Source organism: Dyella sp. AtDHG13 (assembly GCF_003201105.1).
In the GTDB taxonomy this organism is placed as follows: Bacteria; Pseudomonadota; Gammaproteobacteria; order Xanthomonadales; family Rhodanobacteraceae; genus Dyella; species Dyella jiangningensis_B.
Genome location: NZ_QICJ01000007.1, coordinates 227,603 through 252,724, shown reverse-complemented (window position 1 = coordinate 252,724; position 25,122 = coordinate 227,603). Strand labels below are relative to the sequence as shown.

19 protein-coding genes are annotated in these 25,122 nt (G+C 67.1%); 15 read left to right on the top strand and 4 right to left on the bottom strand.

Annotated features, from left to right (window positions below; translation table 11 throughout):
- Window positions 1-22: 22 nt before the first annotated feature.
- Together BDW41_RS13755 and BDW41_RS13750 are read right to left on the bottom strand one after the other, a co-directional pair.
- Window positions 23-1,699 (bottom strand): FecR domain-containing protein, encoded by a 1,677-nt coding sequence (locus BDW41_RS13755; RefSeq protein ID WP_083337649.1) that lies wholly within the window; start codon window positions 1,697-1,699, stop codon window positions 23-25.
- Window positions 1,700-1,840: 141 nt separating this feature from the next.
- Entirely contained in the window at window positions 1,841-4,657 is a 2,817-nt protein-coding gene (locus BDW41_RS13750; protein ID WP_074548895.1) for an ATP-binding protein, read from the bottom strand.
- A 136-nt stretch (window positions 4,658-4,793) separates the two neighbouring features.
- On the opposite strand from BDW41_RS13750, the gene BDW41_RS13745 reads away from it, so the two are divergent.
- From BDW41_RS13745 to BDW41_RS13730, 4 genes are all read left to right on the top strand, one after another.
- The gene (locus BDW41_RS13745; protein ID WP_074548893.1) at window positions 4,794-5,423 is read left to right on the top strand and encodes a response regulator transcription factor; all 630 of its coding nucleotides are present in this window, start codon (window positions 4,794-4,796) and stop codon (window positions 5,421-5,423) included.
- Between the two features lie 370 nt (window positions 5,424-5,793).
- Complete coding sequence (locus BDW41_RS13740; protein ID WP_074548891.1) at window positions 5,794-6,054, top strand: GlsB/YeaQ/YmgE family stress response membrane protein; 261 nt, start codon at window positions 5,794-5,796, stop codon at window positions 6,052-6,054.
- Between the two features lie 37 nt (window positions 6,055-6,091).
- Window positions 6,092-6,565 carry an SRPBCC family protein gene (locus BDW41_RS13735; RefSeq protein WP_074548889.1) on the top strand — a complete coding sequence of 158 codons (474 nt, stop codon included), beginning with the start codon at window positions 6,092-6,094 and terminating at the stop codon, window positions 6,563-6,565.
- Between the two features lie 309 nt (window positions 6,566-6,874).
- The gene (locus BDW41_RS13730) at window positions 6,875-7,825 is read left to right on the top strand and encodes a GGDEF domain-containing protein (RefSeq protein WP_074548887.1); all 951 of its coding nucleotides are present in this window, start codon (window positions 6,875-6,877) and stop codon (window positions 7,823-7,825) included.
- Window positions 7,826-7,883: 58 nt separating this feature from the next.
- On the opposite strand, the gene rho is transcribed toward BDW41_RS13730, so the two are convergent.
- Both rho and trxA read right to left on the bottom strand, forming a co-directional pair.
- Window positions 7,884-9,623 carry a transcription termination factor Rho gene (rho, locus tag BDW41_RS13725; RefSeq protein WP_074548885.1) on the bottom strand — a complete coding sequence of 580 codons (1,740 nt, stop codon included), beginning with the start codon at window positions 9,621-9,623 and terminating at the stop codon, window positions 7,884-7,886.
- A gap of 183 nt (window positions 9,624-9,806) precedes the next feature.
- Window positions 9,807-10,157, bottom strand: coding sequence for a thioredoxin TrxA (gene trxA / locus BDW41_RS13720; RefSeq protein WP_074548883.1), 351 nt, complete (start codon window positions 10,155-10,157; stop codon window positions 9,807-9,809).
- A 461-nt stretch (window positions 10,158-10,618) separates the two neighbouring features.
- On the opposite strand from trxA, the gene BDW41_RS13715 reads away from it, so the two are divergent.
- From BDW41_RS13715 to BDW41_RS13665, 11 genes are all read left to right on the top strand, one after another.
- Window positions 10,619-12,331, top strand: coding sequence for a DEAD/DEAH box helicase (locus BDW41_RS13715; RefSeq protein ID WP_074548881.1), 1,713 nt, complete (start codon window positions 10,619-10,621; stop codon window positions 12,329-12,331).
- A 118-nt stretch (window positions 12,332-12,449) separates the two neighbouring features.
- Complete coding sequence (gene ftsE, locus BDW41_RS13710) at window positions 12,450-13,127, top strand: cell division ATP-binding protein FtsE (protein WP_074548879.1); 678 nt, start codon at window positions 12,450-12,452, stop codon at window positions 13,125-13,127.
- Entirely contained in the window at window positions 13,124-14,110 is a 987-nt protein-coding gene (gene ftsX, locus BDW41_RS13705) for a permease-like cell division protein FtsX (RefSeq protein WP_074548877.1), read from the top strand. The genes ftsE and ftsX overlap by 4 nt, the downstream gene beginning before the upstream one ends.
- A gap of 146 nt (window positions 14,111-14,256) precedes the next feature.
- Window positions 14,257-15,099, top strand: coding sequence for a response regulator (locus BDW41_RS13700; protein ID WP_074548875.1), 843 nt, complete (start codon window positions 14,257-14,259; stop codon window positions 15,097-15,099).
- Window positions 15,096-15,797, top strand: coding sequence for a uracil-DNA glycosylase (ung, locus tag BDW41_RS13695; RefSeq protein ID WP_074548873.1), 702 nt, complete (start codon window positions 15,096-15,098; stop codon window positions 15,795-15,797). The genes BDW41_RS13700 and ung overlap by 4 nt, the downstream gene beginning before the upstream one ends.
- 186 nt (window positions 15,798-15,983) lie before the next feature.
- On the top strand, window positions 15,984-16,841 hold the full coding sequence (rpoH, locus tag BDW41_RS13690; RefSeq protein ID WP_074548871.1) for an RNA polymerase sigma factor RpoH: 858 nt from the start codon (window positions 15,984-15,986) through the stop codon (window positions 16,839-16,841).
- A gap of 111 nt (window positions 16,842-16,952) precedes the next feature.
- Window positions 16,953-17,654 (top strand): response regulator transcription factor, encoded by a 702-nt coding sequence (locus BDW41_RS13685; protein WP_074548975.1) that lies wholly within the window; start codon window positions 16,953-16,955, stop codon window positions 17,652-17,654.
- Window positions 17,651-19,084, top strand: a complete 1,434-nt coding sequence (locus tag BDW41_RS13680; protein ID WP_074548869.1) for a HAMP domain-containing sensor histidine kinase — start codon at window positions 17,651-17,653, stop codon at window positions 19,082-19,084. The genes BDW41_RS13685 and BDW41_RS13680 overlap by 4 nt, the downstream gene beginning before the upstream one ends.
- A gap of 156 nt (window positions 19,085-19,240) precedes the next feature.
- Window positions 19,241-22,450 (top strand): efflux RND transporter permease subunit, encoded by a 3,210-nt coding sequence (locus BDW41_RS13675; protein ID WP_074548867.1) that lies wholly within the window; start codon window positions 19,241-19,243, stop codon window positions 22,448-22,450.
- Entirely contained in the window at window positions 22,443-23,639 is a 1,197-nt protein-coding gene (locus BDW41_RS13670; protein WP_074548864.1) for an efflux RND transporter periplasmic adaptor subunit, read from the top strand. The genes BDW41_RS13675 and BDW41_RS13670 overlap by 8 nt, the downstream gene beginning before the upstream one ends.
- Complete coding sequence (locus tag BDW41_RS13665) at window positions 23,626-25,089, top strand: efflux transporter outer membrane subunit (protein WP_074548862.1); 1,464 nt, start codon at window positions 23,626-23,628, stop codon at window positions 25,087-25,089. The genes BDW41_RS13670 and BDW41_RS13665 overlap by 14 nt, the downstream gene beginning before the upstream one ends.
- Window positions 25,090-25,122: the final 33 nt, after the last annotated feature.

Here is a 25,122-nt window from a genome sequence, read left to right as displayed (position 1 = left end):
CAGAACCTCCGCGACGGATGCGTCACAGCACGAGCCACAGCAGTACCACGCCACCGCCGGCGGCCACCCAGCGGCATGCCGTGCAGGGTACACGGGTGCGCTGGATGGCGCCCCACGGACCGGCGTAGCCGTCGGTGTCGATGGTCTGCACGCGCGCGTACCACTTGCCGTGGGGCAGTTTGCGCAGGCTCAGTTCCGGCGTGTCGAGCGTCTGGTCCACCTTGACGTCGGAGAAGTCGGGCTTGCGCGCCAGCTGGATGTGGTAACGCTGTCCCGGCGCACCACCCGGCCAGCTCAGCACGAAGTCGCCGTGCTGGCGTTTCGGTTCGCCCGGCGCGGGAGCCGGCGGTTCGGGCACGAGGTCGAACGGCATCGCGCTGGTGTAGGGGCCGAGCTTGCCGTCCTTGTCGCGGCTGGCGATGCGCCACACGTAATGGCCGTAGGGCAAGTTCTGCGGCGCGCGGACATGATCCCCGCGCACGTTGTCGTTGCTGCCGAGCAACTGGCCAAAGTCCGCATCGGCGGCGAGCTGCCACGCATAGCTTTCCGCTTCGACGCTCTCGGTCCAGCGGAATTCCGGACGCGTGCCGCGGACCTTCGCGCCCGGCTGCGGGTCGATGATCAGCGGCGGCTGCGGATGCGCGGCGATGACGAAGGTGCAGGTGGTGTCCAGGCCCTCCATGCGGTCGCCGTCGATGCCGCGCACGCGGAACGCATGCGCGCCGTCGGGCAGCGAGGGCAGGGTGGCCTGCGTGCCGTCCACGATGGCATCGAGCACCAGCGCCTCGAAGCGCTCGCTGGGCGCGACCTGCACGCGGTAGTGCGTGGCGCGGTCCAGCGGCTTCCACTGGATCTGCGCGGGCGACTGGCTGAGCGGCTGCACCGGGCAATCCACCGCCGGCGCGGCCAGCAGCGCCTGCGGTTCGCCGGGCTTGCCGGCGGAGGCGGTGGCGACGCCGTGGCCGCCATTCACCATGACGTGGCGCGCGTTGTTGCCCACGTCGACGTGGCCGCCCACCACTTCGGTGCGCGCGCTGCCGTCGCTGTCGTCGGCCACCACGCGGAAATGCGTGCCGCGCACGCTGGAAATGGTGTTGGGCGTGGCGACGGTGAAGCGCGCCGCACTGCCGTTGAGCGGCGTCACGTCGCTGTTGAGGCGACCGCGCTTGAGGCGCATGCGCGTGTCCACCATGCCGGTGCGGCCATAGGCGCTCAGGCGATCGAGCACGAGCGCGCTGTTGGCCTGCAGCAGCACGCGCGAACCATCGGCCAGCTGCAGCGAAAGACTGGTGTCCGCTTCCGTATCCAGCTCGGTGCCGTAACCCACCGACATGCCGGTGGTGACGGGAACGACGGGGGCATTGCCGGGCGCCTTCGCGGTGGCGTTGCCGATCACGGCGACCACGGTGGCCGGCGCGGGACCCTGGCGCAGCCAGCCGACCGGGAAGTGCATGGTCGAGCCGGGCGGCAGGTGCAGCGGATCGGCGACGTGGTTGTAGTCCTGCAATTTCTGCCAGGGCACGTCGGGCTTGAGGTAGCGCGCGGCGAGGTCCCAGAGGTTGTCGCCGGGCCTGACCCGGTAATTCCAGTCGGCCGGCGCGGCGGCGATGGCGAGGGGAGCGTAAGCGGCAAAGGCGAACAGCACGGTGATGCATAGCCAGCGCCAGCACTGGCCAGGCCCGAAGGTCCGGTAAGACATAAAGCGTCGATACTCCTTTAGCACCCCCGCGCCGCCGTCACTTCCGCCCGCGCCGCCTGCCGGGATTCCTTTTTCCCGAGCCGACGCAGTGACTTGCAGCCCGACTATTGTCGTGGACGAATCGACGAAATGCCAACTACATCACGAAATGGGGCCGGGACGGGCCGGGGCTGACAGCCGCCGGGCCAGCCGTTCGGTAAACGAGGCCACCTCCGGCAAGGCGTCCAGCCCCTCGGCGCCATGCAGCGCCTCGTCGAGCTGCTCGCCCTGCCGGGCGAGGGCCTCGTCGCCCAGCAAGGGCAGCACGCCCATCAGGCGATGCAGGGACTGGCGGGCCGCCGCAAGATCCTGCCGGGCCGCGTGGTGGCGCAGGGCGTCCAGGTCGCGTCCGGTTTCCTGCACCAGCAGGTCCCGCAGGTCGTCCGTGGGGCCGGCGCCGTCGGCGACCGTCAGTTCCCCCAGCCACTCGCCCAGCTTGCGGCCGAGCGTGGCCAGCTGCAGGGGCTTGCTGAGCACGTCGTCCATGCCCGCGTCCCTGGCCCGCACCGTTTCGCTGCTGAGCGCATTGGCCGTCATGGCGAGGATGGGCAGCCGCTGCGTGGCGCCCGATTCGGCCTCGTGCCTGCGCCACGCAGTGGCCAGCTCGTAGCCGCTCATGTGCGGCATGTTGCAGTCGGTCAGCAGCAGGGCGTAGCCGCCGCCGGCGAGCATCTCCAAGGCGTCCGCGCCGTTGTCCACCACTTCGCTGGCGATGCCGAGCAGGGCGAGCTGGCGGGCGATCAGGCGCTGGCTGACCGGATGGTCTTCCACGACCAGCACGCGGCCGCGCAAGGCGGGCGTGTCGCCGGTGGGCGGCGGTTCGCTCCAGTGTCCCGGGGCTTCCAGCTCCAACGCGCGCAGGCAGGCGCCGATGACGGATCGCCAGGTGAGTGGCTGCGCGGCGAGCCAGGTGGCTTCGGTGTCCGCGGTGGCGTCATCGCCCACCACGACGACGCGTGCGTGCACCTGGTCCGCGCTCTCGCGATCGCCCGCATCGATGAACAGCAGGCTGGCGGCCATGCCGGTACGCATGGGCGTGGTGGGCTCGATGCGCTCGACGCTCATGCCGGCGGCGCGCAGGTATTGTTCCAGCGCGCCCGCCACGGCGGGCGCGGCCAGCCGCACGATGGCGTGGCGCCCGTGCAGGGCGGCGGGTGCGTCGGCGTCGCGGCTCACCACCGGCAGGCGCACCTGCACGGTGACGGTGGTGCCCTGGCCTTCCTCGCTTTGCAATTCGATGCTGCCATCCATCAGCTGCACCAGTTGCTGGCAGATGGCCAGGCCCAGGCCGGTGCCACCGTAGCGCCGGCTGGTCCAGGATTCCGCCTGCGCGAACGGCTTGAACAGCGTGGCCTGCTTGTCCGGCGCGATGCCGATGCCGGTGTCGGTGATGCTCAGCGCAAGCTGCTGCTGCCCGCCGCTGTCGCCAAGCACGGTAAGCGTGGCGCCGACATGGCCGCGGTCGGTGAACTTGATCGCGTTGTTGAGCAGGTTGATCGCGATCTGCCGCAGGCGCTGGCTGTCGCCGCGCAGTTGCCCGGCCGCCGCCGCGTCCACCCATAGGTGCAGCCCTAGCCCTTTGGCGCGCGCCGCCATCGCCATGGTGCCCACCGCGCCGTCCAGCCATTGCCGCGTGTCGAACGCCGCAGCGTCGAGGCGCAGGTCGCCCGCTTCGAGCTTGGAGAAATCCAGGATGTCGTTGAGGATCTGCATCAGCGAGCCGGCGGATTCCTCTACCGCGCGCAGCATCTCGCGCTGTTCGCCATTCACCGGCGTGCGGCCGAGCAGTTCCAGCATGCCGATCACGCCGTTCATGGGCGTGCGGATCTCGTGGCTCATGGCGGCGAGGAAATCCGCCTTGGCCTTGGACGCGCGTTCGGCCACGTCGCGGGCGATGCGCAAGGCTTCGTTGCGCAGGTTCTGTTCGGTGGTGTCGATGAAGCAGCTCATCGCGCCCAGCGCGCCGTCGCCCATCGTGCGGGTGGCGAAGGTGGCATGGACCCAGCGCAGGCCGCCCTGGCCGAAAGCGCGGAAATCCAGCGTGCGCGGGGTGGCGTCATGTTCCGCGGGCAACAACAGCGGCAGCAGTGCCGGCAGGTCGTCCGGGTGGATGCGTTCGCGCAAGGCATCGAGGCGCAGCGTGCCTTCGGCATCGCGCAGTTCGGTCGTGTCCAGGTTGAAGAGAGCGCGGGCATCGCCGGTGATGAAGGAGAGCTGCGCCACACCCCGCTCGATGCGCAGGGCCATGACCACTACCGGCATGCCCTGCGCCATGTCGCCCAGGCGCTGCTCGGTCTGCCGCGCGGCCTGCTCGGCATCGCCGAATTCGGCCAGGTCTAGCAGGGTGCTGGCGTAGCCTTGCGCGGGGGCCTTGCCTTCGCGCAGGGCGCGTATCCACAACTGGGCGGCGTGCGTGTCGCCTTGCCCGGTGGTGATGGTCACTTCCCGCCGCAGCGTCGCGCCTTGCAGCACGCTGTCCTTCTGTTCCGCGAACGCGGGGCTGCGGAGCGCGGCGACGGCACCCTCGCCATCGGGCAGCGCCTTTCCCGGCGGGTTGCCGGCTACGGGCTCGCCATCGAGCCCGTGCAGCAACACCGGGAACGGCAAGGCGTCGAGCGTGGCCTGCTGCAGCGCCCGCTCCGCCTGCAGCCGTTGCGCCAGCTGCCGGTTGCGGCGCACCTGCGCCTGCAGCAGCCAGGTCAACACAAAGGCAAGGATGGCCGTTGCCACCAGCAGCACGGTGACGACCACGGCCATCGGCGAGAGCGCGGTGGCTTCGTTGCCGAGCCAGGGCAGGGCCAGCATGCCCAGGGCCAGGCGGCGCTGGCAGGCCGGTGCGGTGGTGGTGGCAGGCCCTGTTTCCGGGCTGGAACGAACGACGGTAAGCATCGCGCAGGCCCGGTCGGCGAAAGAATCCATGCGGCTGGATGGTCAGGGCTTCATGCTACCTTTGAAGCGCGGGTGCCACAAACAATGGACACTATCAAGTCAGCGCCTTTGTTTGAATGTCGTAGCTTATGTGCTGTTTGCAGTGCAGGTAGAGCAGGAGTGCAGTGTGCGGGTCATAATTGCCGATGATCATCCGGTCGTCCTGATCGGCTTGAAGACCTCGCTTCGCGACTACGGCAACCAGCTGGAGGTGGTCGGCGAAGCGCGCAACGGTCGCGAATTGCTCGAACGGCTGGCGCAGGTGCCCTGCGACCTGCTCATCACGGATTTCTCCATGCCGGCGGACATCGAAGGCCATGACGGCCTGGCCCTGCTGCAGCATGTGCGCGAAACCTATCCCTCCCTGCCCATCCTGGTGCTGACCATGCTGCGCAATCCGGCGCTGGTGCAGAACATGGTGAGCGTCGGCGTGCGCGGCGTGGTCGACAAGATGGCGATGGCGAAGGAGCTGATACTCGCCATCGACATGATCCGCGCGGGACGCAGCTACCTCAGCGAGCGCATGCGCCGCCAGATCGAAGGCATGTACCCGACCGGCGCGGAACCGGTGATCTCCAAGCGCGAGGTCGAGGTGGTGCGGTTCCTGGCGCAAGGCATGACCGTGTCGGAAATCGCGCGGCGGCTGGAGCGCAGCGTGAAAACCATCAGTCAGCAGAAGCGCGACGCCATGCGCAAGCTGAACCTGGACAGCGACAAGCAGCTCTACGATTACGCCCGTTCCATCGGCTTGCTCTGAACGCCTGGATTTACCGCGTTCGTCTCGTGACCAGGGTAGGAATGTTCTGATTCCGCTGGCGCGCCGCACATCGTCCAATGCGTCCCACGACATGGGGTTGCCGCACCGCGCAGGTGCGCCGGCCGCATGAGGTTTCCCGCATGCCATGGATGACATGTGTCGGTGAGCACGCCGGCGACAAACCGCGCCACCCCTGATCGGTTTGTCGGGATTTATGTACGGGGCGTCCGCGCCACGGCTTGTGTTCCAGGCGGTGCAAGCCGTGGCAGCGGAATGTCCGATCCGGGCCCAACACAGGCCAAGCCATGAGGGCGCGTTCCGCAGGACGGGACGCGCCCTCGTTATGTCATGTCACAGGAGCATTCGATTTATGGCGGAACACAGTCTGCTGGTGTGGCTGGTCATCGGCGCGCTCGCCGGATGGATCGCGGGCCTGATGGTGAAGGGCAGCGGCTATGGCCTGTTCATCGACATTCTCATCGGCGTGCTGGGCGCGTGCCTCGGCGGCTGGCTTGCGCACGTCATCGGATTCAGCGTGGGCGGCGGCTTCGTCATTTCGCTGGTGGTGGCGACATTGGGCGCGGTCGTGCTGCTGGTGATGCTGCGCGTGCTCAAGCAGTGCCTGAATTGATAGCCGTGCCTTGCGGTTGATGCGGAAGGATTCACGGTTGTCGGCGCTCTATCGACGCCAGAGTGTGTTCGTGCCGCGCGAGCCGGGCGAGGTGTTCGCGCTGGTCGATGACGTGTCCTCGATGCATCGCTGGCTGGATCGCTGCATTCGCGTGCAGAAATACCACGGCGGCGAAAACGCCGTGGGCGATGCGCTGCGCTGCGTCTACCAGGGCGTGACGCGCCACGGCGTGCTGACCGGCGCCATCGTGGCGCGCGAGCCTGCGCGCAGCCTGGCCTGTGTCTATGCGGGCCGTTTCATGCGCGTGGCTTTCGACTTCTCACTGTCGCCGCGCGGCGAGGGAACCTACCTCACCCATTCCGTGCAGGTCACGCCGATAGGCTGGCTGGCCCGGCTGTGGTCGCCTTTCATCCGCCGCATGCTTGAACGCCACATGGCCGGGACGATGGATGGCCTGCGGCATTGTCTGCTGGCCGCGCGCGGAGAAGAGACGGCACTATCCCGTCGGTAGGACTTTTCTGATTCCGGCCAAGGCAGCACTTGAGCACCATGGTCACTGGACGATCCGCATTCCCGGCGTGTTCGCCGGCTATTCCCCGCGGTCGTCGCCCGCTGGCGCAGAGCGCTCTCCCCTCGAGCGTCTTCCGTTCGCGTGGGCCGGAGGAATGAGATGGTCAAGCGAAATTTCAAGCTGCAGAGAAGCTGGCCGCGAGTCGCGCGCAGGGCCGTGACCCTCGTGCGCTCGCGCCGCCGGGCTTTCGGCAAAGACACGCAGCACGGCCGGGCACGGTCGTCACGCACCTATGGTCTGGAGCAGGGCATGAGCAACGCGTCGCCGCGTTTCGACGCCGACACCTTGATCGGCCCGCTGGCCACGTCGCTGCAGTCTCTGTACGACGCGATTCCCGTGGCGCTGGGCGTGATCGACCGCGATGGCCGCTACACGGGCGTCAATGGCGCCTATGCGGCCATTCACGGCTTGCTTCCGGCGGATCTCACGGGTCGTCGCGTAAACGATTACCTCTCCGGCGCGGACGAGCAGCTGCAACAGGATTTCGCGGATTTCGATGCCGGCTTCGACCTGAAGGAGCGCGAGCTGGCCTGCCACGGCCGGCATTTCATGGTGGCCTTGCAGGCCGTGCGCGACAGCGACGGCAATGTGCTGGGCATGACCACGGCCCTGGTCGACATCACCAACCGCAAGCGCATGGAAGTCGCCTCGGAAGAGGCGCGCCGCCTGTGGCAGTTCCACGCCAGCCACGATCACCTGACCGGCCTGGCCAACCGCCGCCGGCTCGACGACGCGCTCGCCGCGGAAGCACGGCGCTGCATGCGCAGCGGCGCCGCGTTGTCGGTGCTGATGATGGACGTCGATTACTTCAAGTCCTACAACGATCACGCCGGGCATCAGAAGGGCGATGAATGCCTGCGCGCCATCGCCGCGCGGCTGCGCAAGAGCATCCGCCGCCACAGCGATCTGGTGGGGCGTTATGGCGGCGAGGAATTCATCGCGATCCTGCCGGATACCGATACCTCGGGCGCGCAGGTCGTGGCCAGGCACATCCTGCAGGACATCCGCGCGCTGGCCATCTGGCATCCGGGCAGCCCGTACGACTGCGTGACGATCAGCATCGGCGTGACCAGCCTGGACGACCTGCCACCCTCCAAGCTGGGCCCGCGCGAAGCCTTGCTGCATTGCGCGGACCGCGCGCTGTATGCGGCGAAGGCGGCGGGGCGAAACACGCTCTGCGTGTATCCGCCGCGTTCCTGAGGCCGGACATGCAAAGGCCGCCCGGAGGCGGCCTTTGCGGTGACGAAGGCGCGGAGGATCAGCGCTTCATCGAGTTGAAGAACTCGTCGTTGGACTTGGTGTTCTTCATCTTGTCGAGCATGAACTCCATCGCGGCCAGCTCGTCCATCGGATGCAGCAGCTTGCGCAGGATCCAGATCTTGGAGAGCAGGTCCGGCTCGATCAGCAGGTCCTCGCGGCGGGTGCCGGAGCGGTTGATGTCGATGGCCGGGTACACGCGCTTCTCGGCGATGCGGCGGGACAAGTGCACTTCCATGTTGCCGGTGCCCTTGAACTCCTCGTAGATCACCTCGTCCATCTTGCTGCCGGTGTCGGTCAGCGCGGTGGCGATGATGGTCAGGCTGCCGCCTTCCTCCACGTTGCGCGCGGCGCCGAAGAAACGCTTCGGGCGCTGCAGGGCGTTGGCGTCCACACCACCGGTGAGCACCTTGCCGGAGCTCGGCACCACGGTGTTGTAGGCGCGGGCCAGGCGCGTGATGGAGTCGAGCAGGATCACCACGTCCTTCTTGTGCTCGACCAGGCGCTTGGCGCGCTCGATCACCATTTCGGCGACCTGCACGTGGCGCACGGCCGGCTCGTCGAAGGTCGAGGAGATCACTTCCGCACGCACGGTGCGGGCGATTTCCGTCACTTCTTCCGGGCGCTCGTCGATCAGCAGCATGATCAGATGGACGTCCGGATGGTTGTACTGGATGGCCTGCGCGATGTTCTGCAGCATCATCGTCTTGCCGGACTTCGGCTGCGAGACGATCAGGCCGCGCTGGCCGCGGCCGATCGGCGCGACGAGGTCCAGGATGCGGCCGGTGATGTCCTCGGTCGAGCCGTTGCCGCGCTCGAGCTTGAATGCCTTGCGCGGGAACAGCGGCGTCAGGTTCTCGAACAGCATCTTGTTCTTCGACGCCTCCGGCGGATCGCCGTTGATGTCGTCGACCTTGAGCATCGCGAAGTAACGCTCGCCTTCCTTCGGATGGCGCACGCGTCCGGTGATGTAGTCGCCGGTGCGCAGGTTGAAGCGGCGGATCTGGCTGGGCGACACGTAGATGTCGTCGGGGCCGGCCAGGTAGGACTCGTCCGCCGAGCGCAGGAAGCCGAAGCCGTCCTGCAGGATTTCCAGCACGCCCTCGGCCCAGATGCCGCCGCCGGAGCGGGCGTGGGCCTTGAGGATGGAGAAGATCACGTCCTGCTTGCGGGCGCGCGCCACGCCTTCCTGGATGCCCAGCGACTCGGCGAATTCCAGCAGCTGGAACGCGTTCTTGCGCTTGAGTTCGGTCAGGTTGATCAGGCGGTCGTTGCTGCCGGCGTCGGCGTACTCGTCGTCCACCGGCAGGCCGTTGTTGTTGCGCGGATGCTGCTGGTTGCCGCCGCCACCGCCCTGGCCGCGCTGCTGGTTGCGCTCGTGGCGCCGGCGGCGGCCGCGACCGTCACGGTCGTTGCGGTTGAAATTCTGCTGGTTGCCGCCGTTGCCGCCACCTTGCTGCTGGCCGCCCTCGCGGGCTTCCTGCGGCTGGCGCTGGCCACCGTCGTTCTGCGGCGCCGATTCGGCGGCAGGAGCGGGGGCGGGCGGTTCGGAGGCAGGCGGCGCGGCGCGCTCCACGGGAGGCAGCGGCGGCATGTCGAGCTGCGGCTGCTTCTCGGCCTTCTCGGCGGCAGCGGCTGCCGCGGCGGCGGACTTGCGCGGCGCGCGCGTGCGGGTTTCAGCCACAGGCTTGGCGTCGGCGCTCTTGGCGTCGTTGGTTTCTTTGCTTTCGATATCAGACACGGGCAAACCTCTGCGGGGCGCCGTTGATGACAGGAGGGAAGGTTGCGTTGCGCGGACGGCGCGGGGGACAGGACTGTCCCGACGGACGCAGGAAATCTAGCACCCGGCCCGCGGCGCCGTAAAGCGCCGCGGCGGGAAAACTTCAGAAAAATTTTCCGAAGCGAGGTGAAGCGCGATGCTGTCTCAGGCGGCGTTGCCGGCCGTCTGCGCGATGGCCTTGTCGATCAGCTGGGTCAGCGCGCCCTTGCTGACCGCGCCGATCTGGGTGGCTTCGACCTTGCCGTTCTTGAAGACCATCAGGGTCGGGATGCCGCGCACGCCGTAGTTGCGGGGCGTCTTCTGGTTGTGGTCGATGTTGATCTTGGCGATGCGCAGCTTGCCTTCGTACTGCTGGGCCAGCTCGTCCAGGATCGGGGCGATGGCCTTGCACGGGCCGCACCACTCCGCCCAGAAGTCGAGCAGGACAGGGGTATCGGACTGGAGCACTTCCTGCTCGAAGGCGTCATCGCTCACATGGGTAATCAGGTCGCTCACCGGGATCTCCGAAGATAGGCGGGGTAGGGTTTCACGACCGCGCGCCCAGCATCGGCTACACTGGGGCGCCCATGAAGCGCGGGGTCGTACCAAAAGGAAGTCTGGTGCCATTGCGGCAGGCCTCCATTGCAACGTAACTCGGGGCGCGATTCAAGCGATTCAAGGGAGGCTGTCGGTGCATCCGGCCTATTTGGATGCATTGGCCTCCCACGGGTGGCCAGGGACGGTTCCGTTGACATAGGTGAAAGGGTTTTCCCTTGACTGCCAAAGGGTTAAAGCCGGTAGTCCTTTGACCTATGCCAGCGGAGCTGTCGCACGCCGCCGCTCCCGCCGGTCCTGCCTGGGACACTGCCGCCATGTCCCGGCCGCGCCGACCATCCACCCGTTCCTTGTTTGCGTCTCACCGGCAAGGAGCCAGGCGGCCGCCCCCGGGCGCTGCCTGCATTCATATCCCAAGAGCAATGTCCCAAACCGTTCTCACCGATACCTTCTTCACCAATTTCGATCTCCATCCGCTGCTTCAGAAAGGCCTCGACGAGGCGGGCTTCACCCGCTGCACGCCGATCCAGGCGCTGACCCTGCCGGTCGCGCTGACGGGCCGCGACGTCGCCGGCCAGGCCCAGACGGGCACCGGCAAGACCTGCGCCTTCCTGGTGGCGATGATGAATCGCCTGTTGACCACGCCGGCCGTGGCCGAGCGCAAGGACAGCGACCCGCGCGCCCTGGTGATCGCGCCCACCCGCGAACTGGCCATCCAGATCGAGAAGGACGCCAAGTCCATCGGCCGCCACACCGGCCTGCGCACCGCGCTCATCTACGGCGGCGTGGACTACGACAAGCAGCGCCAGCAGCTCAAGGATGGCTGCGACATCATCATCGCCACGCCGGGCCGCCTGCTCGACTACTTCAAGCAGCACGTGTTCAGCCTGGACGCCGTCGAAGTGATGGTGATCGACGAGGCGGACCGCATGTTCGACCTCGGCTTCATCAAGGACGTGCGCTTCATCTTCCGCCGCCTGCCGGCGCGCGAGCAGCGCCAGGTGCTGCTGTTCTCCGCCACGCTCAGCCACCGCGTGCTGGAGCTGGCTTACGAGCACATGCACAACGCCGAAAAGCTGGAGGTGGAGACGGACAACGTCACTGCCGACCGCGTGCGCCAGGTCGTCTACTTCCCCGCCAAGGAAGAGAAGATGCCGCTGCTGCTCAACCTGCTCGATCGCACCAACCCCTCGCGCAGCATCATCTTCGTCAACACCAAGGCCGCGGCCGAGAAGATCACCGACCGCCTCAAGCGCCAGGGCTACCGCGTGGGCGCGCTGTCGGGCGACGTGCCGCAGCTCAAGCGACAGAAGCTGTTGCAGCGCTTCCAGGAAGGCCAGCTCGACATCCTGGTGTGCACCGACGTTGCCGCGCGCGGCCTGCATATCCCGGCCGTCAGCCACGTCTTCAACTACGACCTGCCGCAGGACGCGGAAGACTACGTGCACCGCATCGGCCGCACCGCGCGCCTGGGCGCCGAGGGCGACGCGATCAGCTTCGCCTGCGACCTGTACGCGATGAGCCTGCCGGACATCGAGACGTATATCGGCCAGCGCATTCCCGTGGCCAACATCGAGGCGGACATGCTGGTGATGCCGCAGCCGCGCGAGCAGGACGCGCAGTACATGGCCGACGTGGCCGCCGACAGCGCCGCCTTCGGCGACAAGGTGGAGCAGCGCGAGAAGGACGGCTCGCCGCGCAAGGGTTCGCGCAGCCGTGGTGGCCGCAGTGGCGATCGTCCGCGCGGCGACAAGCCGCGTGAGCCGCGCAAGCCCCGCCCCGAGCAGGCAGCCGAGGGCGCCGAAGCAGCGGCGAAGCCCGAGCGCGCACCGGCACCCGCCGCGGGCGAGAACACGGAAGGCGCGGAGCGCAAGCGTCGCCGCCGCCGCGGTGGCCGCAACCGTCGCCGCGAGGGTGACGCACCGGTCGCGGAGGCCGCCGCCAACCCGGCCGGCGAAGGCAATCGTCAACCGCGCGGCGAGCGCCGCCCGCCGCGCGAACGCGGCAATGGCGAGAGCAACCACTCGCGTCCGTCGCGCCACGTCGCCATCACCTCGGGCAAGCAGGCCGAGCAGGAAGCGCCCAAGAAGGTCGGCTTCTTCCGCCGGCTGAGCCGCTTCTTCACCGGGCGCTGAGCGATCCGCCTGTCGAGCGCTGTCGCGGCTGAATCCGCGGCAGCGCCGCGAGACAAAACCGACTGACCTTCGCGCGTGCATCCCTTATCCTTCTGTCATCCAGGACCGGGGATGCGCGGTGATCCGCTTCGATCAAGTCAGCAAACGCTATGAAGGCGGCCACGAGGCCTTGTCGCAACTTTCCTTTGAAGTGGCGACGGGCGAAATGGCCTTCGTGACCGGCCATTCGGGCGCCGGCAAGAGCACCTTGCTCAAACTGCTGGGCCTGATCGAGCGGCCGTCGCACGGCGTGATCACGCTGGATGGGCAAAACCTCGCCAAGGTGGCCCGCGCCGGCATTCCCAAGCTGCGCCGCCGCCTGGGCATGGTGTTCCAGGACCATCGCCTGCTGATGGACCGCACCGTGTTCGCCAACGTCGAGCTGCCGCTGATGATCGGCGGCATGGCGCCCGGCGAGCGCGGCAAGCGCGTGCGCGCGGCGCTGGAGAAGGTCGGCCTGCTCGCCTACGAGCGCCAGCTGCCCGCCACGCTTTCCGCCGGCGAGCAGCAGCGCGTGGGCATCGCGCGCGCCATCGTCGCCAAGCCCATGCTGCTGATCGCGGACGAACCCACCGGCAACCTCGACCCGACGCTGGCGGTGGAGATCATGGGCCTGTTCGCCGAATTCCAGAACGTGGGCACCACCGTGCTGATCGCCAGCCACGACCTGCCGCTGATCAAGCGCATGAAGAAGCGCGTGATCGTGCTCGATCACGGCCGCCTCGTCGCCGACGTGGCCGCACAGGAGGTGCTATGAGCACGCAACCCGAATTCCCGATGGAAAGCCCGCTGCTGTCCGACCAGTCGCGCGGCATTCGCAGCAAGCCCCGGCCGGTGGCGAGCTGGCGCGAGCATCACGGCTGGAGCGCGGCGTCGAGCCTACGTCGCCTGATGTCGCGCCCGGTCGGCACCTTGCTCACCGTGGCGGTGATGGCCATCGCGCTGGCCTTGCCGCTCACTTTCTATCTGCTGCTGGGCAACCTGCAGAAGATGGGCGACGCGCTGGGCCAGAACCAGACCATCAGCGTGTTCCTGCAGCCGGGGCAAAGCGTGTCCTCGGCGGACATGATGGCCAAGAAGCTGCGCGAACGCGCCGAAGTCGCCGGCGTCACCGTCAAATCGCCCGACCAGGGCATGGACGAGCTGGCCAAGATGCAGGGCTTTTCCGGCGCCTTGCACACGCTGGACGTCAATCCGTTGCCGTTCGTGCTGGAAGTGCAGCCCAAGGCCGGCGTGAGCGCCGACAGCGTCGACCAGCTCGTCACCGACATGCGCGGCATGCAGGGCGTGGACCAGGTGCAGGATGGCGGCACGTGGCGCCAGCGCCTGGAAGCCTTGCTCGGCGTCGGCCAGCGCATCGTGATGATTCTGGCCGCGTTGCTGGCGGTGGCCGTGCTGCTGGTGGTCGGCAACACGGTGCGCGTGGATATCGCCAGCCGCCACGAGGAAATCGGCGTGCTGATGCTGGTGGGCGCGAGCCGTGCCTTCGTGCGTCGGCCCTATCTGTATGCCGGCATCTGGTACGGCCTGTTCGCCGGCATCCTTGCCGCCGGCTTCGCGCTGCTGGTGGAGCTGGCGCTGGCCGAGCCCGTGCAGCGGCTGGGTCAGGTCTATGCCGGCAAGCTGCAGGTCGACGTGCTGCCGGTGTGGCTGCTGGCGGCCGTGCCGGTGGGCGCCGCGGTGCTGGGCTGGCTGGGCGCCCGCCTGGTCAGTGCATGGCAGTTGCGCAAGGCGGCCTAAGCGTGCGCCGGCTCACGCCACGGCGAGCTTGTCATGCAAGGTTGGTGGGGATGGTGCAGCATCCCGGATCGAAGTTTCCGGGCGCTGGGACAGTGCATCGACAGGTTGCCGGCAGGGAGCGCCGGCCTACACGTGGGTGACAGGGGATGAGTGGAAGTTTCAGCAGTCGTGCGGTGGGAACGGCGCCCAGGGTGCTGGTGGTGGATGGTTCCAAGGTGGTACGCCAGCTGATTGCGCGCGTGCTGAAGGGCGAGCTGCCCGACAGCGACGTGGTCGGCGCCGGCAGTGGCGCGGAAGCCAAGGAGCTGATGGAAGGCGGCGCCTTCGACTTCATCACCATCGCCTTGCGCCTGCCCGACATGGACGGGCTCGAGCTTGCGCGCCATGTTCGTGAATCCGCCGCGCAGGCCTACGTGCCCATCGTGGTGGTGTCCGGCGACGTGGACGACCGCCTGCACAACCGCACGCTGGGCGAACACGTCACCGACTATTTCGACAAGTCGCTGGGCTTCCAGGCGCTGGCGGAATTCATCCGTGGCTACGTGAAGCCGCCCGAATCCGCCCAGGGCGAAGTGCTCTACGTGGAAGACAGCCGCGTGGTGGCGCTGGCGACCCGGCGCATCCTGGAAAAGCACGGCCTGACCGTGCACCACGTGGTGAGCGTCGAAGATGCGCTGGTGCTGCTCGACAAGGCGAAGGAAGCGTCCCGCGTCGGCGCCGACATCGTGCTCACCGACGTCAGCCTGAAGGGCGAACTCACCGGCGGCGACCTGCTCGAACGCATCCGCCGCGATTACGGCTACGGCAAGGGCCGCCTGCCCGTGCTGGTGATGACGGGCGACGAGAACCCGGCCAACCAGGCCGCGCTGCTGCGTGCCGGCGCGAACGACTTGGTCGAGAAACCCATCGAGGAAAAACTGCTGATGACCAAGTTGCTGTTCCAGCTGCGCGTGTCGCAGCACCTGCGCGAGCGGGGCGACGCGGCGTGACCGAGGATCGCGTGAAGCTCGAGCCTTCGTGGAAGGCTCGCATCGGCGATTACCTCAGCCGGCCCGACATGCAGGCCCTGGGCGGCTTCCTGCGCAGCGAAAAGCAGGCCGGCAAGGTGATCTATCCGCCTGGCGCCGAGATCTTCGCCGCCTTCGACCACACCCCGTTCGACGCCGTGCGGGTGGTGATCCTGGGGCAGGACCCCTACCACGGCCCGAACCAGGCCCATGGCCTGTGCTTCTCCGTCCGGCCCGGCGTGCCGGCGCCGCCCTCGCTGCAGAACATCTTCAAGGAGATCCAGCGCGACCTGGGCTTCCCGGCGCCCGACCACGGCTGCCTGACCCCCTGGGCGGATCGGGGCGTGCTGCTGCTCAACGCCACGCTCACCGTCCAGCAGGGCATGGCCGGGTCCCACCAGGGCAAGGGCTGGGAAGGCTTCACCGACGCCGCCATCGATGCCCTCAACCGGGAGCGGGAAGGGCTGGTCTTCATGCTCTGGGGCTCCTATGCCCAGAAGAAGGGCCAGCTGATCGATGGCCGCCGCCATTGCATTTTGCGGTCGGTGCACCCATCTCCCTTGTCGGCGCATCGCGGTTTCATCGGCTGCGGGCACTTCTCGGCGGCGAACCGATACCTGGAAAGCCGCGGGGTCGCCCCGATCGACTGGTCCCTGCCGATGCGCTCGGAACTCGGCTGAAACGGCCTTTTCACGGTCGCTGAACCGCCGCCTGGGCACAGTGGAGCCTCCCCGGGGCGCCTCGCTGGACAGGTGCCTCAAATTCCTGTACTATTCAGTTCATCAAAGGTCCCGGAACCTTTCGGGGCCTTTAGCACTCTCACTATCCGAGTGCTAAGCTGATCCCCTATTCAGGAGGTTCCACACATGTCTCAAGCTTTGGTGACCGCCAACCTGCCGGTGCCGAGTGTCGTCGGCAGTCTGGATGCCTATATCTCGGCGGTCCACCGGATTCCGGTGCTCAGCCAGGACGAGGAGCAGACGCTGTCGCGTCGCTACAACGAACAAGAAGACCTGGAGTCGGCCCGCAAGCTGGTGATGTCGCACCTGCGCTTCGTGGTGCACGTGGCCCGCGGCTACAGTGGCTACGGCCTGCAGATGGCCGACCTCATCCAGGAAGGCAACATCGGCCTGATGAAGGCCGTCAAGCGCTTCAATCCCGATCAGGGCGTGCGCCTGGTGAGCTTCGCGGTGCACTGGATCCGTGCGGAAATGCACGAGTTCATCCTGCGCAACTGGCGCATCGTGAAGGTCGCCACCACCAAGGCGCAGCGCAAGCTGTTCTTCAACCTGCGCAAGAGCAAGAAGCGCCTGGGCTGGATGAACGCCGAGGAAGTGCGCATGGTCGCGCAGGATCTGGGCGTGCCGGAAGCGACGGTGCGCGAGATGGAGTCGCGCCTGTCCGGCCGTGACATCGGCTTCGAGGCCCCGGCCGACGCCGAGGACGACGCCAAGCCGGCGCCGGAAGCGTTCCTGATCGACGAAGGCGCGGACCCGTACGAGAACGTTGCCGATGCCGACCAGGCCGACAACCAGCTCGACACGCTGTCCACGGCGCTGAACAACCTGGATGAGCGCTCGCGCGACATCATCCAGCGCCGCTGGCTCAACGAAGAGAAGGCCACGCTGCAGGATCTTGCGGACGAGTACGGCGTCTCCGCGGAGCGCATCCGCCAGGTCGAGGCCAACGCGATGAAGAAGATGCGCAGCCTCTTCGCTGCCTGATCTTCAATGTCAGCGTAAGATGACAAACGGCCCCCATCGGGGCCGTTTGGCTTTGCGGGGACAGGACCGCCTCCGCGTTCTCCCATGGGATTCCCGGTGTTTATGGCTGCCATGCCCCAGGTGCTGGTCATCGAAGACGACGAAACCACCGCGCGCGAGATCGTGGCGGAGTTGAGTGCGCACGGCATGCAGGCGGAGTGGGTAGCCAATGGCAGCGAAGGACTGGAGCGTGCCATGCAGCGCGACTACGACCTGATCACGCTCGATCGCATGCTGCCCGGCATGGATGGCATCGACGTGGTGGCCGAACTGCGCAGGGCAGGGCGCGACACGCCCGTGCTGATGATCAGCGCGCTGAGCGATGTCGACGAACGTGTGCGCGGCCTGCGCGCGGGCGGCGACGACTACCTCACCAAGCCGTTCGCGCCCGATGAAATGTCCGCGCGCGCCGAAGTGCTGCTGCGGCGTCGCCAGCCGCAGGCGATGGTGCAGCGCCTGCGTGTGGCCGATCTCGAGCTGGACCTGGTGAGCCACGTGGCCTATCGCGGCGGCCAGCCGCTGACCCTGCTGCCCACCGAATACCGCCTGCTCGAATTCCTGATGCGCAATTCCGGACAGGTGCTGACGCGCACGATGATCTTCGAGACGGTGTGGGGTTTTCACTTCGATCCCGGCACCAACGTGATCGACGTGCATATCGCGCGCCTGCGGCGCAAGATCGACGGCGCCGGGCAACCGGCCTTGATCCACACGGTGCGCGGCACCGGCTACATGATCGCCGCCGCCAACGAAACCGCTCCGGTGGTGTCATGAACGGACGTCCAAACAGCTGGCATTCCACCACGTCGCGGCTGATCCTGATCTACGGCGCCCTGTTCGTCGTATGGGGCGCCGTGCTGGTCGGCGTGATCCAGTGGGAAACCACGCGCTACCTCAACACGGTCATCGACCAGATGCTGCAGCAGCGCATGCACTACATCGCCTCCACGGACCCGGCGCGCCTTGCCACCACGGTGGACAATGCCGCGGCCATCGATCCGCACGGCATCATGTCCGTGGGCCTGTTCGACAAGGACCACCAGCCGGTGGCCGGCAACATCGACCACCTGCCGACCTCGCTGCTGCGCGACGGGCAGGTGCACCTGCTCAGGCACGGCCTGCCGCGCCCCGATCGCGACGCGGAGCGCGTGCGCGCGCGTGGCCTCGCCACCACGCTGCCGAACGGCGACATCCTGGTGATCGCCAAGGACATCAGCACCATCGACGGCATCGGCGCGATCATCCGCCGCGCGCTGCTGTGGGGTCTTTCGCTGACCATCATTCCCGGCCTGCTCGGCGGCTTCCTGTTGCGGCGTGGTCCGCAGAAGCGCATCCGCGAACTGCAGGAAGCGACTGATCCCATCCGCCAGGGCGACCTGTCCAAGCGCCTGCCGGTGAGCCGACGCGGCGACGAACTCGATCAGCTCGCCAGCATCGTCAACACCATGCTGGGCGAGATCGAGCGCCTGATGAACGAAGTGAAAGGCGTGTGCGACAACATCGCGCACGACCTGCGCACGCCGTTGACGCGGCTGCGTGCGCGCCTGTACCGCGCGCAGCAGCAGCTCGATGGCGAGCCGGAGGCTGCGCTGGTGGAATCGTGCGTGGTCGACATCGACGAAGTGCTGACGCGCTTCCGTGCCTTGCTGCGCGTGTCCGAACTGGAAGATCGCCACCGTGTCGCCTGTTTCGACGAGGTGGACGTCGGGCAGGTGTTGCGCCAGGTGCATGAGTTCTACGCCCCGGTGGCGGAGGATCGCGGGCAGACCTTCGACGTCGAGATCCAGCCGCTCGCACCGGTGCGCGCCGATGCGCACCTCCTGTTCGAGGCGCTGGCCAACCTCGTGGGCAATGCGATCAAGTTCACGCCGACGGGCGGCAAGGTGATGCTGCGCGCGAGCATGGACAAACGCGGGCCGCGCGTGGACGTGGTCGACAGTGGCCCTGGCATTCCCGCCGGCGAACGCGATGCGGTGACGCGCCGCTTCTATCGCGGCGACAACAGCCGCACGACGGGCGGTTCCGGGCTGGGGCTCAGCATCGTCAGCGCCATCGTGCGCCTGCACGGCTACGGCCTCGATATCGCCGATGCGAGCAGCAGCGGCGCGCGGCTCACGCTGTACTGCTACACGCCGGGCCCCGACGACAAGGTAGGCACCTGCCTGTCGCGCACCGTGCCGGAAGTCACGCCCATGACGGTGTGAGCGCGTTCGGCGGCATGAAGAAATCTTCATGCTGCTGTCCATCGCGCCCGTTCCGCGCAACATGAAATTATCTTCATCCATCGGACTCTTCTGAGGGTATCCGGTGCATGCGAAAATTTGCCGCGACGCATCATTTCGCGCACGGAAATCCCCCGCATGCTTGGCATCGTCCGGATCGCGCTCACGCGGCCCTACACCTTTGTTGTTCTCGCACTGGCCATCCTCATCTTCGGCGTGATGTCGGCCATGCGCACGCCCACCGACATCTTTCCGGAGATCAACATCCCGGTGATCGCGGTGTCCTGGCAGTTCACCGGCATGACGCCCGACCAGATGTCCGGCCGCATGAACACGCCGTTCGAGCGCGTGCTGACCACGACCGTCAACGACATCGAGCACATCGAGTCGGAGTCGATCAATGGCATGGGCATCACCAAGATCTTCTTCCAGCCCGGCGTCAACATCGCCACGGCGAACGCGCAGGTCACGGCCATTGCGCAGACCATCCTCAAGCAGATGCCGGCCGGCGCCACGCCGCCGCTGATCGTCAACTACAACGCCTCGACCGTGCCGATCCTGCAGCTTGCGCTGTCGGGCCAGGGCTTGTCGGAGCAGCAGCTGGGCGACCTTGGCCTCAACCAGTTGCGCCCGCAGCTGGTGACGGTGCCGGGCGCGGCCATTCCGTATCCGTTTGGCGGCAAGACGCGCCAGATCCAGCTGGACGTGGATCCGGCCGCGCTGCAGGCGCGTGGACTTTCCACGCAGGATGTGGCCAACGCGCTGGCCAACCAGCAGCAGATCAGCCCGATCGGCACGCAGAAGATCGGCAAGTACGAATACGTGATGGAGCTGAACAACGCCGCCATCCACGTGCAGGAGCTGGAAGACCTGCCGGTCAAGGAGGTCAACGGCACCACCATCTACGTGCGCGACGTGGCCCACGTGCGCGACGGCAACCCGCCGCAGACCAATATCGTGCACGTGGACGGCAAGCGCTCGACCCTGCTTTCCATCCTCAAGAACGGCTCGACCTCCACGCTCGCCATCGTGGCCGGTGCGCGCGAGAAGCTCGCGCAGATGAAGGACGCGTTGCCCGACAACCTCACCGTGACGCCGATCGGCGACCAGTCGGTGTTCGTGCGTGCGTCCATCGACGGCGTGGTGCGCGAGGGCATCATCGCCGCCGCGCTCACCAGCTTGATGATCCTGCTCTTCCTCGGCAGCTGGCGCTCCACGCTGATCATCACCACCTCGATTCCGCTAGCGGTGCTCGGCTCGGTGTTCACGCTGTCGGCCATTGGGCAGACGCTCAACATCATGACGCTGGGCGGCCTGGCGCTGGCGGTGGGCATCCTGGTGGACGAAGCCACGGTGACCATCGAGAACATCAACTGGCACCTGGAGCAGGGCAAGGACGTCATCACCGCGATCGTGGACGGCTCGGCGCAGATCATCGTGCCGGCCTTCGTGTCGCTGTGCTGCATCTGCATCGTGTTCGTGCCGATGTTCTTCCTGCCGGGCGTGGCGCGCTACCTGTTCGTGCCGATGGCGGAAGCGGTGATCTTCGCCATGATCTTCTCCTTCATCCTGTCGCGCACGCTCGTGCTGACGATGGCGAAGTATCTTTTGAAGGAGCACCCGGCGACGGTGGACGAGCACGGCCAGCACATCGAGCAGCCGGCGCCCAGGACGGCGCTGGGTCGCTTCCAGCAGGGCTTCGTGAACCGCTTCGAGACGTTCCGCGCCGGCTACAGCGGCGTGCTGCACCTGGCGCTGGAGCATCGCAAGGTGTTCGTGGCGGGCTTCCTGGGCTTCGTGCTGCTGTCGTTCCTGCTGTTGCCGGGACTGGGCAGCAACTTCTTCCCCGACGTGGACGGCGGCCAGATCCTGGTACACGTGCGCGTGCCGGTGGGTACGCGCGTGGAGACCACGGCGGCGGAGTTCGCGGACATCCAGAAGGCCATCCGCCAGGTGATTCCGGGTGACGAGCTGGAAGCGCTGGTGGACAACATCGGCCAGTATTCCAGTTCGATCAACACCATCTACAACAACACCGGCGAAGTGGGCGAGTCGGACGGCGACATCCAGATCTCGCTGAAGGAAGGCCACCGCCCGAGCGCGGAATACGTGAAGCTGCTGCGCGAGAAACTGCCGCGCGAGTTCCCGGGTTCCACGTTCTCGTTCCCGCCGGCGGACATCGTCAGCCAGATCCTGAACTTCGGTTCGCCCGCGCCGATCGACCTGCAGATCCGCGGTGGCAAGCTCAGCCAGGATTTCGCGTACGCCAACGAACTGCTCAACAAGGTCCGCCAGATTCCGGGCGTGGTCGATGCGCGGCTGCAGCAGTCGCAGGCGCAGCCGGCCTTCCGCATCGACGTGGACCGCACGCGTGCGCAGCTGCTTGGCCTTACCGAGGCGGACGTGACCAGCAGTCTGATCGCGGACCTGTCCGGCACCGCGCAGGTCGCGCCGACGTACTGGCTCAATCCGGACAACAACGTCACCTATCCGATCTCCGCGCAGGTGCCGCAGTACCAGCTCGACTCGCTGCCGCAGCTCAACAACTTGCCGATCACCGCCAAGTCGGGCGGCAATGCGCAGGTGCTGGGCGCGCTGGCGAACATCACGCGCACGCACCGCAACACCATCGTGAGCCAGTACAACATCCAGTCGATGGTGGAGATCTTCGCCGCCACGCAGGGGCGCGACCTGGGCGCCGTGGCCGGCGACATCCAGAAAGTGCTGGACGACACGGCGAAGGACAAGCCCAAGGGCGCGAACGCCGTGCTGCTCGGCCAGGTGCAGACCATGCACGATGCCTATTCGGGCCTGCTGTTCGGCCTGCTCGGTTCGATCGTGCTGGTGTACCTGCTGATCGTGGTGAACTTCCAGTCGTGGACGGATCCGTTCGTGATCATCACCGCGTTGCCAGCCGCACTGGCCGGCATCCTGTGGATGCTGTTCGTCACGCACACCACGCTGTCGGTGCCGGCGCTGACCGGCGCCATCATGTGCATGGGCGTGGCCACCGCCAACTCGGTGCTGGTGGTGAGCTTCTGCCGCGAGCGGCTGGCGCTGCACGGCGACGCCCTGCTGGCGGCGCGCGAGGCCGGCTTCGTGCGCTTCCGTCCGGTGCTGATGACCGCGCTGGCCATGATCATCGGCATGGTGCCGATGGCGCTTGGGCTCGGCGATGGCGGCGAACAGAACGCACCGCTGGGCCGCGCCGTGATCGGCGGCCTGTTGTTCGCCACCACGGCCACGCTGATCTTCGTTCCCGTCGTTTTCTCCATCGTGCACGCACGTCACAAGCACGTGCCCGACTCTGATTCGGCTGACCATGCCGGAGTACCTGCCCATGTCTGAACACACTCAACTCCCTGAGGTCCAGTTGTCTCCGCGCCGCCTGCGCCTGGCTGCCGTGATCGGCGTCCTCGTGTTCGGTTCGATCGCGGTGATCGGCACCACGACGCGCATCGTGCAGGCGCGCAACCTGCATCAGTGGACGGACGAGCAGGCCATTCCCACGGTGTTGATCTCCGAGCCCGAGAATGCGAATGGCTCAGCGCCGCTCGAATTGCCCGCGCAGATGGATGCGTTCACCAACGCGCCGATCTATGCGCGCACCAGCGGCTACCTGAAGTCCTGGGCGAAGGACATCGGTGCACCGGTGAAGGCCGGCGACGTGCTCGGCATCATCGACACGCCGGATCTCGACCAGCAGCTGCTGCAGGCGCAGGCCGACCTCGCGACCGCCAAGGCCAACGCAACGCTCGCCGCGACCACCGCCAAGCGCTGGCAGGTGCTGCGACAGACCGACCCCGATTCGGTCTCGCAGCAGTCGGTGGACCAGTACAACGGCGATCTTGCCGCCAAGCAGGCGCAGGTCAACGCATCGCAGGCCAATCTCGATCGGCTGAAGGCGCTGAAGTCGTACGCGAAACTGGTCGCGCCGTTCGACGGTCGCGTGACCGCGCGCAACACCGACGTGGGTGCGCTGATCACGGCCGACAGCAGCGGCACCGGCACGCCGCTGTTCACGGTGTCCGACACCAGCAAGCTGCGCGTCTACGTGCGCGTGCCGCAGGTGTATGCGCCGGCCATCCACAAGGGCGACGACGCCGAACTGACCGTGCCGGAGTATCCGGGCAAGTCGTTCACCGCGAAGGTGGAGGCGGATGCCCGCGCGATCACGCCGACGTCCGGCACCACGCTGGTGCAGCTGCTGGTGGACAACCCCGACGGCAAGCTGTTGCCGAGCAGCTATGCGAGCCTGAAATTCAAGATCGGCTCCGGCGCGCTGGGCCTGCGCGTGCCGGCCGAAGCGCTGATCTTCGACGATAAGGGCTTGCACGTCGCCACGCTCGACGCCAGCGACCACGCGCACTTCAAGACGGTCACCATTCGCCGCGACTATGGCAAGACAATCGAGATCGGCTCGGGCCTGGAAGCGAACGACCGCGTGATCATCAACCCGCCGGACGGCCTGGCCGACGGCGACGAAGTACGCATCGCCAAGAACCCGCAGGCGGGCAAGCCCCATGACAAAGCCTAAGAGCCTCGCAGCCATCATCGCGGCGACGCTGGTGTTGGGCGCGTGTTCCATGGCGCCCACGTACAAGCCGCCGGAAGCGCCGGTCGCCGAGCATTACCAGTCGGCCGGCCCATGGACCACCGCGCAGCCTTCTGACCAGTTGCCGCGCGAAGGCTGGTGGACCTTGTACGGCGACGAGCGCCTCAACGGCCTCGAGCAGCAGTTGATCGACCACAACCCGGATCTCGCCGCGGCTTTCGCGAGCTATCAGCAGTCGCGCGATTACCTTGCGCAGGTGCGTGCGGACCTGTTTCCGCAGATCTCGGTGGGTGCGGGCGCGCAACGCAATCGCGCGTCGTTGAATTCGCCGCTGCATGGCCCGACCTCGCCGGAGTACTACGACCTGTACTCGGCGACGGCGCAGGCGTCGTACGAAGTGGATCTGTGGGGTCGCGTGCGCGACAACGTCGCGGCGGGCCGTGCTTCGATGCAGGCATCGGCGGCGGATCTCGCCTCGGTGCGCCTGAGCCTGGAAGCCTCGTTGGCCGACAGCTACGTGCAGCTGGTGGGCGTGGACCGGCAGATCGATCTGCTGCAGAAGACGGTCGATGCGTATCAGCGCGCCTTGCAGTTGACGACGACCTTGCATGAAGGCGGTGCGGTGTCCGGGCTCGATGTGGATCGTGCGCAGACGCAGCTCGCCTCGACGCGCTCGCAGCTGTCGCAGACCAAGGCACAGCGCGACGTGTTGCTGCATGCCATCGCCTCCCTGGTGGGCCAGCCTGCATCCAGCTTCACGCTGGATGCGAAGACCGACCTGCCGAGCCTGCCGGTGATCCCGGTGGGGCTGCCCTCCACTCTGTTGGAGCGTCGACCGGACATCGCCGCCGCCGAGCGGCGCACGGCGGAGGCCAATGCGCAGATCGGCGTCGCGCGCTCGGCGTTCTTCCCGTCACTCACGCTGAGCGCGAACGGCGGCTACACCAGCGGCGCCTGGGGCAATCTGTTGAATGCGCCGAGCACGCTGTGGGCGCTGGGTCCGAACCTGCTGCTGAATGTGTTCGACGGCGGGCGTCGCCGTGCGCAGGTGGCGTCGGCGCACGCGGCCTTCGACGAGGCCAGCGCGCGCTACCGGAGCACGGCGCTGGCGGCGTTCCAGCAGGTGGAAGACAACCAGTCGCTGCTGAAGAACTACGGCAATGCCCTGGTAGACCAGCAGGACGCCACCGCGGCGGCCGATCGCACCTTGAAGCTGTCGACCGCGCTGTACAAGCAGGGCGCTAACAGCTATCTCGACGTGGTGACGGCGCAGGTGGATTCGCTCAACGCGCACCTTGGCCTGCTGTCGCTGCAGACGAACCAGTTGCGCGCGAGCGTGCAGCTGGTGCGGGCGCTGGGCGGCGGCTGGCAGAGCGACGATATCGCGGTGAAGCAGTTGGCGGTGGATGCCAAGGCGCGTGGGATGAAGTGAGGTGCTTTTGCCTTTGACTCCCTCTCCCCTCCG